Below are 17,351 nucleotides of genomic sequence, written 5' to 3'. Positions count from 1 at the left end.
CCGGCTGAACGGGATATACCGCCATCGCGCGCCGGGCGGACCGGGCCGCAAGGCCGCTCGATCGTCGCGGCCGCGCTGGCGTCCACGCCAAGCAACCGCCCTCCGGCGTACCGTCGGGTCCTCTGCGCCGCCGCGGCCAGGCCGTTCCGCACCTGGCCGGCCACCTGCCGGGGACCTCCCGGCTGAACGCAGGGCTCTGATTTGCCAAGAAAGCCAGCTATAATCGGCGGTTTGACGCACCTGCGCCCTGACCAGACGGGAGCGGTGCCCGCACCGCCAACCGCAAGCGCACGACATTCCATGGGGCAGCACGAGCGCTGTCCTGCTCACGCTTCCCTTGAAACGCACCTACGGAACTCCGACAGTGGCCCGACAGAAACCCCTCAAGCTCTACCGCAATATCGGCATCATTGCGCACATCGACGCCGGCAAGACGACAACCACCGAGCGCGTCCTGTACTACACCGGCAAGAAGCACCAGATCGTCGACGTGCACGACACCAAGGACGGCAAGGGGTCGACCACCACCGACTACCTGGAGCAGGAGCGCAAGCGCGGCATCACCATCCAGTCGGCCGCCGTGTCGACCGAGTGGAAGGGCCACCAGATCAACGTGATCGACACCCCGGGGCACGTGGATTTCACCATCGAGGTGAACCGCTCGCTGCGCGTGCTCGATGGCGCCGTGGTGGTGTTCGACGGCGTGGCCGGCGTGGAGCCGCAGACCGAGACCAACTGGCGCCTGGCCGACCAGTACAACGTGCCGCGCATGTGCTACATCAACAAGATGGACCGCATCGGCGCCAGCTTCAAGCACTGCGTCGACGGCATCAAGAACCGCCTCGGCGCGAACGTGGTGCTGTGCCAGGTGCCGCTGGGCAGCCATGACGACTTCATGGGCATGGTCGACCTGATCGCCGGCGTTGGCTACATCTGGCAGGGCGACGACAAGGACAGCAAGTGGGAGTCGATCCCGCTGGAGGAAGTGGCCAACCATCCACGCGTGCAAGCGCTCAGCGCCACCGCCGACAAGGAGTGGGTGGCCAACCTCGCCGCGCTGCGCGAGCAGAGCATCGAGACGGCCGTCGAGATGGACGACGAGGCGATGGACGCCTACCTGACCAACGGCGACATCCCCTCGCTGGAAAAGCTCAAGGAGTGCATCCGCAAGGGCTGCGTGGCGGGCAAGCTGGTGCCGGTGTTCTGCGGCTCCTCGTACCGCAACAAGGGCGTGCAGCAGCTGCTGGACGGCGTGATCGACTACATGCCGTACCCGGGCGAGAACGGCGGCATCTCGATGGTGGACGAAGACGGCCACGTCATCGGTGAGCAGGAAGTGTCCGACGACGCGCCGGTGCGCGCGCTGGCCTTCAAGGTGATCAACGACCAGTTCGGCACGCTCACCTTCACCCGCATCTACTCGGGCGTGATCAAGAAGGGCGACACCCTGCAGAACGTGACCCGCGGCAAGAAGGAGCGCGTGGGTCGCATCGTGGAGGTGCAGGCGAACGCCACCAAGGAAATCGACGAGGTCCGCGCCGGCGACATCTGCGCCTTCGTCTCGATGAAGGAAACCGAGACCGGCGACTCGCTCACCGACCCGGCCCATCCGGTGCTGCTGGAGCGCATGCGCTTCCCCGATCCGGTGATCAGCGTGTCGGTGGAGCCGAAGAGCCGCAACGACGTCGACAAGATGTCCACCGCGCTCTACAAGATGGTGAAGGCCGACCCGTCGCTCAGGCTGGAAGTGGACAAGGAAACCGGGCAGACCGTGCTCAAGGGCATGGGCGAGCTGCACCTGGAAATCACCATCGACCGCATGCGCACCGAGCTGGGCGTGGACGCGAACATGGGCAAGCCCAAGGTCAGCTTCCGCGAAGCCTTCGGCCAGACCGTCGAGCACGTCTACACCCACAAGAAGCAGTCCGGCGGCTCGGGCCAGTTCGCCGAAGTGAAGATGATCTTCGAGCCGGGCGAGCCGGGTTCGGGCGTGGTGTTCTCCGACGAGATCGTCGGCGGCCGCGTGCCGCGCGAGTACATCCCGGCCGTGCAGCACGCGATCGAGGTCGAATCGCGCCAGGGCCAGGTGGCCGGCTACGAAGTGCTCGACTTCAAGGCGCGCCTGGTGGACGGCAAGTACCACGACGTCGACTCCTCGGCGCTGGCCTTCGAAATCGCCGCGCGCCAGTGCTTCCGCGAAGCGCAGCGCATGTCCAGGCCCAAGTTGCTCGAACCGATCATGAGCCTGGAAGTGGTGACCGAAGCGGAGTACCTCGGCGACATCATCGGCGACATCAACCGTCGTCGCGGCTCGGTCAGCGACCAGGGCCAGAAGGGTCCGCAGGCCTTCGTGCAGGGCTTCGTGCCGCTGGCGGAGATGTTCGGCTACATCAACTTCCTGCGTTCGGCCACCTCCGGCCGCGGCACCTTTACGATGATCTTCGATCACTACGAGGAAGTGCCGGCCAACCTGGTCGACAAGCTGATGGAGAAGGAAGCGAAGTAAGCCTTCGCTTTCGCAAGCACACCGGCCTCACGGCCGGTGTCCGAAAAGCCCGGGGAGCGATCTCCGGGCTTTTTTGTTGCCCGCAAGTTCATGCGGAACCTTCATGCGGAACCCGCCCGCCTTGCGCCCGCCCACTTGGTGCGTCGCACGGTGACAATGTGATGCACCCTCGCCGATGCTGCGCCGGCAGGGGATCCACCCAACTCAGTCAGGGAGAACAGCATGCGTATTCGCCGCCTATCCGGCCTGTCGGGCACCTCGTGCCCGCAATCTTGTCATCCACGGCTCGCCCGGGCTTGCCAGATCGCCCTGTTCGGACTGGCCGGGATCGGCGCCGTCCATGCGCAGGACACGCCCTCGCCGACGCCCGCGGCTTCGGCGGGCCAGGACGCAGCCAGCTCGCCGCCCCCATCGACCAAGAAGCCCGCCAAGCCGGCCGCCACCACGCTGCAGACGGTGGTGGTCACCGGCATCCGCGGCAGCATCGAGAACTCGATCCGGGCCAAGCAGAACTCCAACGAAATCATCGAGGCGATCTCGGCCGAGGACATCGGCAAGCTGCCCGACGCCAGCATCGCCGAGAGCCTGGCCCGCCTGCCCGGCCTGGCCACGCAGCGGCTGGACGGTCGCGCCAACGTGATCTCGATCCGCGGCCTGTCGCCGGACTTCGCCGGCACCACGCTGAACGGTCGCGAGCAGGCCACCATCGGCGAGAACCGCGGCGTGGAGTACGACCAGTACCCCTCCGAGCTGATCAGCAGTGCGGTGGTCTACAAGACGCCCGATGCCAGCCTGATCGGCCAGGGCCTTTCCGGCACCGTCGACCTGCGCACGATCCGCCCGCTGGACCTGCCCCATCGCGCCGTGGTGCTCAACCTGCGCGGCGAGCACAACACCAACGGCAAGCTCAACCCCGGCTCGGGCGTGGGCGACATGGGGCACCGCGCAAGCTTCTCGTACATCGACCAGTTCTTCGACCACACCCTGGGCGTGGCGGTGGGCTTCGCCCAGCTCGATTCGCCGATCCAGGAAAAGCAGTACCAGGCGTGGTGGTGGAGCATGAACAACGGCCCGGGCAGCATCGAGCAGAACTGGGGCGGCCCGCACACGCCGGGCATGCCTGACAACGTGATCTCGCAGGAAGGCATGCAGCTGCGCGCCAAGTCCGAGCGGCAGAAGCGCAACGGCCTGATGGCGGTGGTCGAGTGGGCGCCCGGCGAGCACTACCACTCCACGCTGGACATGTACTTCTCCACCTTCAACCAGCGCCAGTTCACCAACGGCCTGCAGTGGTCGAGCAGCCCGTGGGACGGCATCTCCTACAGCAACGTCGGCGTCACGCCGTACCAGCCCTATCCGCTGGTCACCTCCGGCACCATCGACGGCATCAAGCCGATCATGCAGAACGCGTTCAACCGCGAGCACGACAAGCTGTTCTCGGTGGGCTGGAACAACCAGTACGACTTCGGCAACGACTGGCAGGCCACGGCCGACCTGTCCTACTCCTCCGCCAAGAAGAAACTGCGCGACGCCTACCTGTTCACCGGCCTGCCCAACGGCGGCACCACCAGCGTCGACTTCAACACGCCGGTGGGCAGCGACTATCCCGACTTCCGCACCGGCGTGGACCTGTCCAACCCGGCCAACGTGGTGTTCACCGACCCGGACAACTACGGCTACAACGGCCGCGAGGAGTTCGACCACCAGAAGGACACGATCAAGGCGATCCGGCTGGAAGTGACGCATCCGGCCGGCTGGATCTTCTCCGACTTCACGCTCGGCGTGGACTACTCCGAACGCACCAAGGTGAAGTCCGCGGACGTCTATTTCGCCTGGCTCAACGGCAACGGCTCCACCCGGGGCACCTACAACCACGACTTCGGCACGCCGATCGACGCCGGCCTGCTCGGCTCGCCCACCTCGCTCGGCTACGGCGGCATTCCCGGCATCGTCTACTACGACGTGCTGGGCGCGCTCGGCAGCCAGTTCTACCTCACCCAGCGCAACGGCCTGGCCGACTACAACCGCAACTACACCGTGCGCGAGAAGGTGCCGGTGGCCTACGTCAAGTTCAATCTCGACACCCATCTGGGCGACGTGCCGCTGCGCGGCAATGTCGGCGTGCAGTTCGTGCGCACGGACCAGTCCTCGCAGGCCTTGCAGACCAACGGCGACACCCTGGTCGGCACGATTTCCGGCGGCGCGAAGTACAACAAGGTGCTGCCCAGCCTGAACCTGGTGGCGCAGCTCACCGACCGCCAGTACCTGCGCTTCGGCCTGGCCAAGACGATGGCGCGCGGACGCATCGACGACGAGAAGGTCGCCACCTCTGCCAGCGTGTCCGAAGTGAAGAACGGCCCGGCCGCAGGCCAGGTGCTGTGGTCCGGCAGCGGCGGCAACCCGCAGCTGCGCCCGTACATCGCGGTCGGCACCGACCTGTCGTATGAGTTCTACTTCGGCAAGTCCAGCTATTTCGCCGCGGCGGTATTCAACAAGAACCTGCTGAACTACATCTACAGGCAGACCACGCTCAACTACGACTTCTCCCACTACACCAACGACAACCCCACGCTCACGCCCACCAGCAATATCGGCTCGTTTACCCGGCCGGAGAACGGCACCGGCGGCAAGATGCAGGGCCTGGAGTTGTCCGGTGCGCTGGAAGGCGGTCTGCTGGCCGATGCGCTGGACGGCTTCGGCATGCAGGCCAATTTCTCGCTGACCAACAGCAGCATTCCCAAGAGCTCGATCTCGGCCATCCCCGGCGGCCCCAAGACCTTGCCCGGGCTGTCGCGCAAGGTCGCCAACCTGGCGCTGTACTACGAGAAGCACGGCTTCTCCGCACGCATCGCCGAACGCTACCGTTCCAAGTTCACCGGCGAGGCCGTGGCCCTGTTCGACCAGCTCGGCTACACCGAATATCTGGCGAACAAGCAGACCGACCTGCAGCTGGGCTACGCCTTTCCGGAGGGACGCTGGAGCGGCCTGTCGATCCTGCTGCAGGTCAACAACCTCACCAACACGCCCGATGAGACCCGGCAGACGGCCAGCCTGCCCAACGGGGTGAAAGTCGGCCGGCCGCTGGAATACGACACCTGGGGACGCACCGTGATGTTCGGGGTGAACTACAAACTCTGACCCGACGGCACCTTGGCCGATCGACACGCCCGGGCAGCGATCCCCGGGCGATCGCCTTCTCCCTCTCCCCCGGCAGCGCCGGGGGAGAGGGCTGGGGTGAGGGGGCCGCTCATGTGCTTGTTCCTGCATGGCGTCGGCGCAACCGGTGCACGCGGACGGTCAGCCACGCATACTCGGCGCTCACGCCAACCCAAGCCGGGGAATCCACATGAACACCGCACGCGCCGTCCGCCACGCCCTTGTCGCCCTCGCCTGCTGCGCCGCTCCCGCAGTCGCCCTGGCGGCCACCGCCACGCCCCGGGCGCTGGCCGAGACGATGGCCATGCTGCGCCACGCGATCAGCGTGCCGACGGTCAAGGGCAACCACCAGGTGCCGGCCCTGGCGGCCTACTTCGCCGACAAGCTCAGGCAAGGCGGCTTCGCCGCAAACGACATCCAGATCATCCCGGTCGGCGAGACCGCCGCGCTGGTCGCCCGCTACCGCGGCACCGGACACGGCAAGCCGATCTACCTGTCCGGGCACATGGACGTGGTGGCCGCCAGACGCGCGGACTGGACCCGCGACCCGTTCACCCTGGTGCAGGAAAACGGCTACCTCTACGGCCGCGGCACCGCCGACATGAAGACTGCCGCGGTGGTGCTGGTGGAGACCCTGATCCGCCTCAAGCGCGAGGGCTTCAAGCCGAGCCGCGACATCGTGCTGCTGCTCTCCGGTGACGAAGAAACCGACATGGCCACCACCCGCGAGCTGGCCAGGCGTTACCACGACGCCGAGTTCCTGCTCAACGCCGACGCCGGCGGCGGCACGCTGGACCCGGCCAGCGGCAAGCCCGTGGTGTACCAGATCCAGGCCGCCGAAAAGACCTATGCCGACTTCCGCATCACCCTCACCTCGCCCGGCGGCCACTCCAGCGAACCGACCGCCGACAACGCCATCTACCGCCTCGCCAAGGTGATCGACCGCGTGGCCGGCTACGCCTTCCCGCCGATGATCAACGACATCACCCGCGCCTCGCTGCACGCCACCGGCGCCCACACCCCCGGCGCGCTGGGCGCGGCGATGACGCGTTTCGCCGCCGATCCGGACGACACCGCCGCGGCCGCCACCATCTCCGCCGATCCGGCCTATGTCGGGCAGATCCGCACCACCTGCGTGGCAACCATGCTCGACGGCGGCCACGCGCTCAACGCCCTCCCGCAGAGCGCCAGCGTCAACGTCAACTGCCGCATCTTCCCCGGCACCTCGGTGGCCAGCGTGCGCGACACCCTGACCAAGGTGATCGACGACCCCAGCGCCAGCATCACCGTGCTGCCGCCCCCGCCGGTGGAAAGCCCCGCCTCGCCGCTGCGCCCGGACGTGATCGCCGCCGTCAGCGCCGCCGTGCACGCACGCTTCCCCGGCGTGGAGATCGCCCCCGGCATGTCCGCCGGCGCCTCGGACAGCATGTATTTCCGCAACGCCGGCGTACCCAGCTACGGCGTCGATGCCGCCTTCACCAAACCCGACGACACCTACGCCCACGGCCTCAACGAAAAGCTGCCGGCCTCGGAAGTGGGCGCGGGGCTGGAGTTCTGGCACCGGGTGCTGATGCAGCTGGCGAAGTGAGGGCTAGGGTCCCGCTGCCGCAATGTCGGCTGACGATTCCCACGCTTTTTCACCGTGCGGAGGCGATCAGCCGACAGAAACCTTCGCGGGCCTCAGTCAAGTTATCATCGGTTGATATACATTCATGTCAAGGGAAGACGTGGGGCTGGAAACGCTGCTGTTGCTCAACGGCGAGATCTACGACCAGGGCAACGGCTACTGGATCAAGATCGAGGCATGGCGTGTCGAGGCGAACGAGCGTGTGCCACACGGCATACGCTACGCGCTGACCTTGCATGATCGCTACGGCACGCGGTTGCTCGGTTTCGACAATGCGCATGCCGCCAAGCCTCCGAAGCGCAAGCGTCATGCAGGGCGGCGCCTGGCCTACGACCATCGCCATCGTCACGTCAGCGACAGGGGCGTGCCGTACGAATTCACCAGCCCACAGCAATTGCTGGAAGACTTCTTCAACGAAGTCGATCGCGTACTTGAGGAAACCAGATCATGAAAAAGTTGGTCATCGGCATCGCCTCCCGGCAGGCCATCCGCGCCCGCGCGCTGGCCATTGCGCGCGGTGACCATCGGCCGCGCCCCAGCGAGCCGAAGATCTGGTTTACCTCCATGCGCTCGCTGGCCGAAGTGCTGTCCGACGACAACCGCGCCTTGCTGCGTGTCATCAGGGAGCAGAAGCCCGAGTCACTGAGCCGGCTCGCGGAGCTCACCGGACGCGCGCCCAGCAATCTTTCGCGGACGCTCAAGACGATGGAGCGCTACGGACTGGTCGAGCTGCGCCGCACGGTGCGCAACGTGCAGCCCGTCGCCACGGCCAGCGAATTCGTGATTCAGGCGGCGTGAGGCGGACGATTCAAATGAACTTGAATCCTTCAATTGGTGCCAAGACGTCATCGCGGCCTTCACCGGCGCCGAGCAGGTGTGCTTCCCCGGAGTGGAGATCGCCCCAGGCATGTCCGCCGGCACGTCCGACAGCATGTACTTCCGCAACGCCGGCGTGCCCAGCTACGGCGTCGATGCCGCCTTCACCAAACCCGACGACACCTTCGCCCGCGGCCTCAACAAAAGCTGCCGGCCTCGGAAGTGGGTGCCGGGCTGGAGTTCTGGCATCGGGTGCTGATGCAGTTGGCTAAGTGAGGTGCGGCCTGGGCTGTCGTAACACCTACGCCCGATCGCAGCGAACACTCGAAAATTCATTCTGACCCGGGTTTCCATCCCTCATTAACCGAGCCCGACCCCATACTTGTGGCCGGCGAAGAAACTCTATCTCTAGTCAGATAGCCAAACAGGGGGACGGAAGTGGCCGACGAGGACAGCTTCAATCGGCGCATTGCAGACGTACTGCGCGAACCGCGGGAAACACTCGATGTCGAGATCAAGGGTTGGCTCGACATCGTCCATGAAAACAGCCATCGGGCGACTCTGGCCAAGGCACGCGCCCGAGGTTATGGCACCGACCGACACCTCATCGCCATGAGCTACCTGATCTGCGCCAACCTCAAGCACCTGCCGAAGAACCCTTTGGACACATGCTGCTCAGCAGACTGCGGGGTGAAGGTCAACCACACGGATCGAGAGAGAGCCTCATGTTTTAAAGAACTGAAGCGAGAAAGCTGGAACACGGTGGGCAGCAGACGAGGCTCCCCCGTTTTCATGTGGGAATGATCGGACGCTGTAGCGCGGGATAATCGGAGCATGGGAACCGGTTTGGCATACAGCTTTTCCGCCACCGAGGAGCGGTGGAGGACCGAGGACGCGCCAGGATGGAGCGCTGCTCTACCAGGGGCCCCTGTGCGGCGGTGAGGCGGGGACGACAGGCCGCGTAGCGGGAGTCGACAGGACGTCGACTCCTTTTCGCACGGGCAGGATGCCCGTTCGAAAAGCCCGGCCCCGGCTCACGGACTTGCCGCCCATGGATGGGCGGCAAGCGCCAAGCGGGGTGGCCTTCTCTTTTGGTTACTTTTCTCTTGGCCACGCAAGAGAAAAGTGACTCGGGCGCCGCCAGGCGCACGAAAGCTCTTCGCTCTTCAAGCAAGATGCAACAAGCATAAGAGCAGCCCCCTCACCCCGACCCTCTCCCCCGGCGCTGCCGGGGGAGAGGGAGAAAAAGCAGGCTGAGGGAGAGTGATGGGCAGAGGCAAGGGAGGAGAGGGAGCGAGAGCGGGGGCGGAGCCCAAATCCCCATCCACGCTACAATGACCGGTTCGCGCTCAAGCCGACCCGCTCCCCATGTCCACCCACCTCGACGAAACCCGCCGCCGCCGCACGTTCGCCATCGTCAGCCATCCTGACGCGGGCAAGACCACGCTGACCGAGAAGCTGCTGCTGTTCGGCGGCGCGATCCAGATGGCCGGCTCGGTGAAGGGGCGCAAGGCGGCGCGGCATGCCACGTCCGACTGGATGGCGCTGGAGAAGGAGCGCGGCATCTCGGTGACCTCGTCGGTGATGCAGTTCCCGTACGAGGGCAAGATCATCAACCTGCTCGACACCCCGGGCCACGCGGACTTCTCCGAGGACACCTACCGCGTGCTCACCGCGGTGGACTCGGCGCTGATGGTGATCGACTGCGCCAAGGGCGTGGAGGAGCGCACGATCAAGCTGATGGAGGTGTGCCGCCTGCGCGACACGCCGATCATGACCTTCATCAACAAGCTCGACCGCGAGGGCCGCTCGCCGATCGAGCTGATGGACGAGGTGGAGTCGGTGCTGGGCATCGGCTGCGCCCCGGTGACCTGGCCGATCGGCATGGGCAAGCGGCTGAAGGGCGTGTACCACCTGGTGCTGGACGAGGTGCACGTGTTCGAGCCGGGCAAGAACTTCACCCGGCAGGACTCGACCATCTTCAAGGGCCTGGATGCACCGGGCCTGGAAGCGGCCGTGGGCGCCGAGGCGCTGGCCGAACTGCGCGAGGAACTGGAACTGGTGCAGGGCGCCGCGCCGTCGTTCGATCTGGACGACTACCTCGCCGGCAAGCTCACCCCGGTGTTCTTCGGCTCGGCAGTGAACAACTTCGGCGTGCAGCTGCTGCTGGATTTCTTCGTCGAGCACGCGCCCTCGCCGCGCCCGCGCGGCACGCTGACCCGCACGGTGCAACCGGAAGAGGAGAAGCTCACCGGCTTCGTGTTCAAGATCCAGGCGAACATGGACCCGGCCCATCGCGACCGCGTGGCGTTCATGCGCGTGTGCTCGGGTACCTACACCGCCGGCATGAAGATGCTGCAGACGCGCACCGGCAAGGAGGTGCGCATCGCCAACGCGCTGACCTTCATGGCGAGTGACCGCGAGATCGTGGAAACCGCCTGGCCCGGCGACGTGATCGGCCTGCACAACCACGGCACCATCACCATCGGCGACACCTTCACCGAGGGCGAGCCGGTGAGCTTCACCGGCATCCCGAACTTCGCCCCGGAGCTGTTCCGCCGCGCGCGCCTGCGCGACCCGCTGAAGATGAAGGCGCTGCAGAAGGGTCTGGCGCAGCTGTCCGAGGAGGGCGCCACGCAGTTCTTCCGCCCGCTGATGTCCAACGACCTGATCCTGGGCGCGGTCGGCGTGCTGCAGTTCGACGTGGTGGCCTACCGGCTCAAGGACGAATACAACGTCGACGCCAGCTTCGAGCCGGTGGGCGTGGCCACCGCGCGCTGGGTGCACTGCGACGACGAGAAGAAGCTGGCCGAGTTCCGCGAGAAGAACGCGATGAACCTCGCGCTCGACGCTGCCGGCGAGCTGGTCTACATCGCGCCGACGCGGGTCAACCTGCAGCTGGCGCAGGAGCGCTGGCCGCAGGTGCGCTTCTCGGCCACGCGCGAGCACGCGGCCTCGGTCGAGCTCTGATCGCCGGCCGGCGGCGGTACCCGCAGCCGGCCCGACCCGCCTACCGCGGCAGGCGGGCCGCCGCTACTCTGGGCATCGCCACCGACCCACCGGATCGTCCGGACGGGCGACGGCAGGGTGCCCGCGCGGCGCCCGGCGACCTCCCGGACCGTCATGACCGCACAAGTGCAACCCCGCCGCTATTCGTGGCTGGCCCACCAGCCGATCCAGCGCAAGATGCTGCTCGCCATCTCGCTGATGCTGGCCCTGTTCGTGATCGCCAACCTGGCCGGCCTCTACTCGCTGCGCCGGCAGGACGCCACGCGGGGATTGGCCGCGCACTCCTACGCCGTGCTGCTCACCCTCGACCGGACGCAGCAGGAGCTGCAGCAGAGCCAGATCGGCGCCAGCGGCTACCTGATCAACGGCACCCCCGCCGAACTGCAGAGGCACCTCGATGCCGAACGTGATGCTGCCAGGAGCCTCGCCGCGCTGCGTGAGCTCACCGCGGATAGCGCACTGCAGCAAAACCGGCTGGACCGGCTGCTGGTCATGGTGCAGCGCTGGCAGGCCCAGATCGATACCTGGGTGCTGCAGCCGCTTGAGAAGCTGAAGTCCCGCGACCCCGGCGAGCGCGCGCTGGCGCGCGTGCAGGCGCAGAACGACTACATGAGCCACCAAACGGTGCGGATGGAGGATCTGATCGACGCCATCGGGCAGATGGCCGAGACCGAACGGCAGCGGTTGTCGCAGCACGAACAGACCCTGCAGCACGTGCTGCAGACCACGCGAGCGATCGAGGTCGGTTCGGCCCTGCTCGGTCTGCTGCTGGGCCTGACCGTGCTCAACCTCACCTCGCGCATGGTCACCCGCCCACTGCGCCGCATGACCGAGCTGATGACGCGGCTGGCCAACCACGACCACACCATCGAGGTGCGCCAGGTCGAGCGCCGCGACGAGATCGGCCAGATCGCCAACGCGCTGCACGTGTTCAAGCAGATGGCGATCGACACCGCCGCGCAGACCCGGCTCAAGTCCCAGCTTGCCGAGCTGTCGCAGCGGCTGCAGGAGGCGGGCGACCATCGCACGTTCGCCGCGCAGCTCACCAGCCAGCTGGCGCCGCTGGTGGGCGCGGGCGTGGCGATGTTCTACGCCTTCGACGAAGGCCGCCAGCGGCTCGACCTGCTCGGCAGCTACGGCCTGCGGCTGGGCGCGCGGCCCAGCGACCGTTTCGTGCCGGGCGAGGGGCTGGCCGGCCAGTGCGCGCTGGAGCGCCGGCCGATCGTGATGGACCAGGTGCCCGAGGACTATGTGCAGATCGATTCGGCCACCGGCGCGGCGCCGCCGCGGCACGTGGTGATCCGCCCGGTGATGGCCCGCCACACCCTGGTCGGCGTGCTGGAGCTGGCCAGCTTCGCGCCGCTCGACGCGCTGCAGACCCAACTGCTGGACGAGGTGCTGCCGCTGGTGGCGCTCACGCTGGAAAACCTCAACCGCGCCATCGGCACGCAGGACCTGCTGGAGCACACGCAGCAGCAGGCCGAGGAACTGCGCGCCTCCGCCGAGGAACTGCGCCGCCAGAAGCAGGCCCTGCGCGACAGCAACGAGGCGCTGCAGGCCAAGACCGTGGAGCTGGAGGAGCAGTCGCAGCGCCTCATCGCCTCGGAGGAGGAGCTGCGCGTGCAGGCCGAGGAGCTGCAGGCCAGCAACGAGGAGCTGCGCGAGAAAACCGAGCACCTCAACCGCCAGCGCGAGGTGCTGGAAGACCTGCAGCGCGACACCGAGCAGAAGGCCGAGGATCTGGCCCGCGCCAGCCAGTACAAGAGCGACTTCCTGGCCAACATGTCGCACGAGCTGCGCACGCCGCTGAACAGCCTGCTGATCCTCTCGCGCAGCCTGGCCGACAACGAGAGCGGCAACCTCGACGAGGAGCAGGTGGAATCGGCGCGGATCATCCACGATGCCGGCTCCAACCTGCTGCGGCTGATCAACGACATCCTCGACCTGTCCAAGATCGAGGCCGGCAAGATGGAGCTGATGGTCGACGAGCTGCCGCTGGCCAAGCTGGAGCAGATCCTCAAGCGCACCTTCAACCACGTGGCGCAGCAGCGTGGGCTGTCGTTCGAGATCACGCTGGCGCCCGACCTGCCGCCGGCGATCCGCACCGATGGCGCGCGGCTGGAGCAGGTGATCAACAACCTGCTCAGCAACGCGTTCAAGTTCACTGCCAGGGGCGGCGTGAGCGTGGCGATCGGCCGGCCGACCGATCCGGGCGCGGTGCCCGAGGCGTTGCGCGGCCGGCCGGCGATCGCCATCGCCGTGCGCGACACGGGCATCGGCATTCCCGCGGACAAGCTGCACCGCGTGTTCGCCGCGTTCGAGCAGGTGGACGCCGGCACCAGCCGGCAGTACGGCGGCACCGGGCTGGGCCTGGCGATCTCGCGGCGCATGGCCGAGCTGCTGGGCGGCGACCTCACCCTGGCCAGCGTGGCCGGCGAAGGCAGCACCTTCACATTGTGGCTGCCCGAGGCGATCCATGCCCCGGCGACCGCCGGGGCGAGCGTCGACCACGATGCGTCCGCGCGACCTGCCGCCGCGCCGCGCGAGGCACCGGCAGCGGCCAGTGCCGCGCTGCTGCCGCAGAGCATCCCGGACGACCGCGACGCGATCGTCGCCGGCGACACGGTGATCCTGGTGATCGAGGACGACGCCTCGTTCGCGCGCATCCTGGCCGAGATGATCCGGCGCAAGGGCCACCGCGTGCTGGCCGCCGGCGACGGCGAATCCGGCCTGCAGCTGGCACGCCGGTACCGGCCCACCGGCATCCTGCTCGACGTCGGCCTGCCGGGCATGGACGGCTGGAGCGTGATCGAGCGGCTGAAGGCCGACGAGGCGACGCGGCAGATCCCGGTGCACTTCATCTCGGCCACCGACGAGGCCTCGCGCGGACGCGAGCTGGGCGCGGTGGGCTTTCTCACCAAGCCGGTCAGCCGCGAGGCGATCACCGCGGCGTTCGACCGGCTGCTGCACTTTGCCGAAGGCGCCACGCGCCAGCTGCTGATCGTGGACGACGATGCCTCCTCGCGCGCCGCGGTGCGCAGCATGCTGCGCGGCGACAACGTGCAGATCGCCGAAGCCGGCTCGGCGGAGGAGGCGTTCGCGCTCACCCGCGAGACGCGCTTCGACTGCATCGTGCTGGATCTGGGCCTGCCCGGCATGTCCGGGCTGGAGCTGCTGGAACAGCTGGCCGGCGCCGAGGGCGGCGTGCCGCCGGTGGTGATCTATTCCGGGCGCGACCTGAGCCGCGAGGAGAACCTCAAGCTGCGCCAGTACACCGACGCCATCGTGGTGAAGGGCGTGCGCTCGCCCGAGCGGCTGCTCGACGAGGTGAGCCTGTTCCTGCACTCGATCCGCCACGCGCCCAGGCGCACCCTGCGCGAGGCGGACAGGGGCGGCGAGCTGAAGGGCCGCAAGGTGCTGCTGGTGGACGACGACATGCGCAACCTGTTCGCACTGTCCAAGGTGCTGCGCGGCTGGGGCCTGGCGGTGACGATGGCGCAGGACGGCCACAAGGCGCTCAAGGCGCTGGAGGACGACCCCGCGCTGGAGCTGGTGCTGATGGACATCATGATGCCGGGCATGGACGGCTACGACACCATGCGCGCGATCCGCGCCCGGCAGGCGTTCGCCAACCTGCCGATCATCGCGCTCACCGCCAAGGCGATGCGCGGCGATCGCGAGAAGTGCCTGGACGCCGGCGCCAGCGACTACCTCTCCAAACCCATCGACATCGACCGGCTCGCCTCGATGCTGCACGTCTGGTTGCACGACTGACCGATGGCCGACACCCCCGCTGCCGCCGACGACATCGAGCGCATCGAACTGAGCCTGTTCGTGCAGGCCCTGCGCGAGCGCTACGGCTACGACTTCGCCGGCTACGCGCCGGCCTCGCTGGCGCGCCGCGTGCGCCAGCTGGTGCGCGACCATCGCACCGACACGGTGAGCGCGCTCACCGGCCGGCTGCTGCACGAACCGGAGTTCCTGCCGCAGGTGCTGCAGGGGCTGTCGGTGCCGGTGTCGGAGATGTTCCGCGACCCGCCGGTGTTCCGCGCGCTGCGCGACCGCGTGCTGCCGGTGCTCGCCTCCTACCCGCGCATCAACATCTGGCAGGCCGGCTGCGCGCATGGGCAGGAGGTGTATTCGCTGGCGATCCTGCTGGAGGAGGCCGGCCTGTACGACCGCTGCCAGATCTACGCCACCGATTTCAACGAGCAGGCGCTGGAGCAGGCCCGCGATGGCATCTATGCGGCCAGCGAGGCGCCGCAGTGGTCGCGCAACTACCAGGCCGCCGGCGGCCTGCGCTCGCTCACCGACTACACCAGCGCGCGCTACCAGTACATCAAGCTCGACGACCGGCTGCGCCGCAACGTCACCTTCGCCCAGCACAATCTGGTGGCCGACAGCGTGTTCTGCGAGGCGCACCTGGTGCTGTGCCGCAACGTGCTGATCTATTTTTCCAACGCGCTGCAGAACCGCACGCTGGCCCTGTTCCGCGACAGCCTGGTGCGCGACGGCTTTCTCTGCCTGGGCATGCGCGAGAACCTCGACTTCGCGCCCGTCGCGGCGGACTTCATGCCGGTCGATCCGGCCCTGCGGCTGTATCGCCGCGCGCGCGGCGAATCGACCGCCGACGCATGAGCGCCGTGCAGGCCATCGTGATCGGCGGCTCCGCCGGCGGCTTCAGCGCGCTGCAGCGGCTGCTGGAGGGGCTGGATGCGCGGCTGCCCGCGGCGGTGATCGTGTGCTGCCACATCGCCGCCGACAGCGATGCCGCCTTGTTCGCCCAGCTGCTGGGCACGCACTGCACCCTGCCGGTGACCGCCGCGCGCGAGCGCGCGCCCATCCTCGGCGGTACGGTGCACGTGGCGCCGGGCGGCTATCATCTGCTGCTGGAGCGCGACCGCCATTTCGCGCTCAGCGTCGATCCGCCGGTGAGCTTCGCCCGCCCCTCGATCGACGTGCTGTTCGACTGCGCCGCCGAGGTCTACGGAGCGCACGCGGTCGGCGTGGTGCTCACCGGAGCGAATGCCGACGGCGCCGAGGGACTGCGCCGGATGCGCCAGCGTGGAGCCACGGCGGTCGTGCAGGATCCGGCCACGGCCGAGGCGGCGCAGATGCCGCAGGCAGCACTGGATCGCGCCGGAGCCGAGCACTGTCTGGCGCTGGACGCGATCCCCGCCCTGCTCAACCGCCTTTGCCTTGGGTGAAACACGATGCAGCCGAAAATCCTGGTGGTCGACGACACCTACGCCAACCTCGTGGCCATGCGCCACCTGCTCGCCCGCTGCGGCGCCGAGCTGCACGAGGCGCGCAACGGCAACGAGGCGCTGGCGCTGTGCCTGGACCACGAGTTCGCGCTGATCCTGCTCGACGTGAACATGCCCGACATGGACGGCTTCGAGGTCGCCGCGCTGCTCGGCGAGACCGAGGAGATGCGCGACACGCCGATCATCTTCGTCACCGCCGCCTACGCCGACGACCTCAACAAGCTCAAGGGCTACCGCTCCGGCGCCGTCGACTACATCGCCAAGCCGATCAACGACGTGATCCTGCAGTCGAAGGTGCGCGTGTTCCTGGAGCTGTACAACGCACGGATGGAACTGCGCGCGGCGCTGGCCGAGCTGTCCGAGCGCAACCGCCAGCTGCAGGTCGAAGTGGCCGAGCGCCAGCGCGCCGAGGCGCTGGTACGCCACCAGGCCACCCACGACGTGCTCACCGGACTGCCCAACCGGGCGCTGTTCCATGAGCGCCTGAATTCGGCGATGCGCGGCGCCCGCGCCAGCGACGGACGCTTCGCGCTGGCGCTGCTGGACATCGACGGCTTCAAGGCGGTGAACGACACCCATGGCCATCCGGCCGGCGATGCCCTGCTCAAGGCGATCGCCGCGCGCCTCGCCGGCGAGGTGCGCCAGAACGACACGGTGGCCCGCCTGGGCGGCGACGAGTTCGCACTGATCCTGGAGGACATCGGCGACGACGCGACCCTGCTCGAGCGCTGCGACCAGGTCGGCCGGCTGCTCGCGCAGCCGTATCCGCTGCAGGGGTGCGACGGCGACTTCGTGGCGAACGTGAGCGCGAGCATCGGCATCGCGCTGCGCGCCGGCGACGCACAGCGCGACGAGCAGCTGATCCAGGTCGCCGACCGCGCGCTCTACCAGGCCAAGGCGGCCGGCAAGAACCGCTGCGTACTGGGGTACGCCGAAAGCTGAGCCGTCAGCCGCGCAAGCGCGGTGCGAT

At 67.7% G+C, this 17,351-nt stretch carries 12 protein-coding genes; all 12 read left to right on the top strand.

Annotated elements, in window-relative coordinates; translation table 11 throughout:
• The first annotated feature begins 364 nt into the window (after positions 1-364).
• The 12 genes from fusA (at position 365) to ACO2Q2_RS04015 (ending at position 17,323) form a co-directional block, all read left to right on the top strand.
• The gene (gene fusA / locus ACO2Q2_RS04070; RefSeq protein WP_423254497.1) at positions 365-2,506 is read left to right on the top strand and encodes an elongation factor G; all 2,142 of its coding nucleotides are present in this window, start codon (positions 365-367) and stop codon (positions 2,504-2,506) included.
• Between the two features lie 222 nt (positions 2,507-2,728).
• Positions 2,729-5,644, top strand: a complete 2,916-nt coding sequence (locus ACO2Q2_RS04065; RefSeq protein WP_423254496.1) for a TonB-dependent receptor — start codon at positions 2,729-2,731, stop codon at positions 5,642-5,644.
• A 208-nt stretch (positions 5,645-5,852) separates the two neighbouring features.
• The gene (locus ACO2Q2_RS04060; RefSeq protein WP_423254495.1) at positions 5,853-7,250 is read left to right on the top strand and encodes a M20/M25/M40 family metallo-hydrolase; all 1,398 of its coding nucleotides are present in this window, start codon (positions 5,853-5,855) and stop codon (positions 7,248-7,250) included.
• Between the two features lie 124 nt (positions 7,251-7,374).
• The gene (locus ACO2Q2_RS04055) at positions 7,375-7,740 is read left to right on the top strand and encodes a hypothetical protein (RefSeq protein ID WP_423254494.1); all 366 of its coding nucleotides are present in this window, start codon (positions 7,375-7,377) and stop codon (positions 7,738-7,740) included.
• The gene (locus ACO2Q2_RS04050) at positions 7,737-8,087 is read left to right on the top strand and encodes a helix-turn-helix domain-containing protein (RefSeq protein ID WP_423254493.1); all 351 of its coding nucleotides are present in this window, start codon (positions 7,737-7,739) and stop codon (positions 8,085-8,087) included. The genes ACO2Q2_RS04055 and ACO2Q2_RS04050 overlap by 4 nt, the downstream gene beginning before the upstream one ends.
• Before the next feature lie 109 nt (positions 8,088-8,196).
• Entirely contained in the window at positions 8,197-8,364 is a 168-nt protein-coding gene (locus ACO2Q2_RS04045) for a hypothetical protein (protein WP_423254492.1), read from the top strand.
• Positions 8,365-8,543: 179 nt separating this feature from the next.
• Positions 8,544-8,909: a hypothetical protein gene (locus ACO2Q2_RS04040; RefSeq protein WP_423254491.1), complete on the top strand. Its 366-nt coding sequence runs from the start codon at positions 8,544-8,546 to the stop codon at positions 8,907-8,909.
• A gap of 564 nt (positions 8,910-9,473) precedes the next feature.
• Positions 9,474-11,075 (top strand): peptide chain release factor 3, encoded by a 1,602-nt coding sequence (locus ACO2Q2_RS04035; RefSeq protein ID WP_423254490.1) that lies wholly within the window; start codon positions 9,474-9,476, stop codon positions 11,073-11,075.
• Between the two features lie 153 nt (positions 11,076-11,228).
• Complete coding sequence (locus ACO2Q2_RS04030) at positions 11,229-14,888, top strand: response regulator (RefSeq protein ID WP_423254489.1); 3,660 nt, start codon at positions 11,229-11,231, stop codon at positions 14,886-14,888.
• Positions 14,889-14,891: 3 nt separating this feature from the next.
• Positions 14,892-15,752: a CheR family methyltransferase gene (locus tag ACO2Q2_RS04025; protein ID WP_423254488.1), complete on the top strand. Its 861-nt coding sequence runs from the start codon at positions 14,892-14,894 to the stop codon at positions 15,750-15,752.
• Positions 15,749-16,321: a chemotaxis protein CheB gene (locus ACO2Q2_RS04020; protein WP_423254487.1), complete on the top strand. Its 573-nt coding sequence runs from the start codon at positions 15,749-15,751 to the stop codon at positions 16,319-16,321. The genes ACO2Q2_RS04025 and ACO2Q2_RS04020 overlap by 4 nt, the downstream gene beginning before the upstream one ends.
• 6 nt (positions 16,322-16,327) lie before the next feature.
• Complete coding sequence (locus tag ACO2Q2_RS04015; RefSeq protein ID WP_423254486.1) at positions 16,328-17,323, top strand: diguanylate cyclase domain-containing protein; 996 nt, start codon at positions 16,328-16,330, stop codon at positions 17,321-17,323.
• The last annotated feature ends 28 nt before the right edge of the window (positions 17,324-17,351 follow it).

The sequence above is a fragment of the Dyella sp. KRB-257 genome, assembly GCF_049445995.1.
Taxonomy (GTDB): Bacteria; Pseudomonadota; Gammaproteobacteria; order Xanthomonadales; family Rhodanobacteraceae; genus Dyella_A.
Note: the sequence above shows the minus strand (reverse complement) of the source record. Positions and strands in the feature narration are given on the sequence as shown.